Raw genomic sequence first — 467 nt, 5'->3', positions numbered from 1 at the left:
CTTTGGACGCAGGCCCGCGAACGACTTCCCTGCACGACGATTCTCCTTTCCAACCGCAAGTACAAGATCCTGATCGGCGAATACGAGAACGTCGGAGCAACACCGGGACCCACCGCCATGGGCATGCTCGATCTATCGAATCCCGATCTCGACTGGGTCAGGCTCGCCACCGGTATGGGCGTGGAGGCAGCACGCGCAACAACGCTCGAGCAGTGCGCCGACCTCATGCGGCAGAGCTTCCGCCAGAACGGCCCCTTCCTCATCGAGTTAATGATTTGAGAACGCCTGACCTGCGCCGCAACCTGCAACGCCATTCAAGCTGGTAGGAGCGGCGCGCGGAACACTATCCAGATACGGAGACATACGGACGTGAGCGAGATTACCCACATCGGATTTCTAGGCCTTGGCAACATGGGCGCCGCGATGGCTATGCGGCTTATCCAACCCGGTTGCCGACTGCACGTCTA

General features: G+C 60.0%; 1 protein-coding gene. It reads left to right on the top strand.

What is annotated here, in order from left to right:
- On the top strand, positions 1-279 hold a 279-nt coding region (locus tag I6F21_RS37715), incomplete at its 5' end, for a thiamine pyrophosphate-dependent enzyme (RefSeq protein WP_249787630.1).
- Between the last annotated feature and the right edge of the window lie 188 nt (positions 280-467).

Origin of the sequence: Bradyrhizobium sp. NBAIM03, assembly GCF_020194055.1 — a bacterium.
Lineage (GTDB): Bacteria > Pseudomonadota > Alphaproteobacteria > Rhizobiales > Xanthobacteraceae > Bradyrhizobium > Bradyrhizobium yuanmingense.
This window is presented reverse-complemented; position numbering and strand designations above follow the sequence as displayed.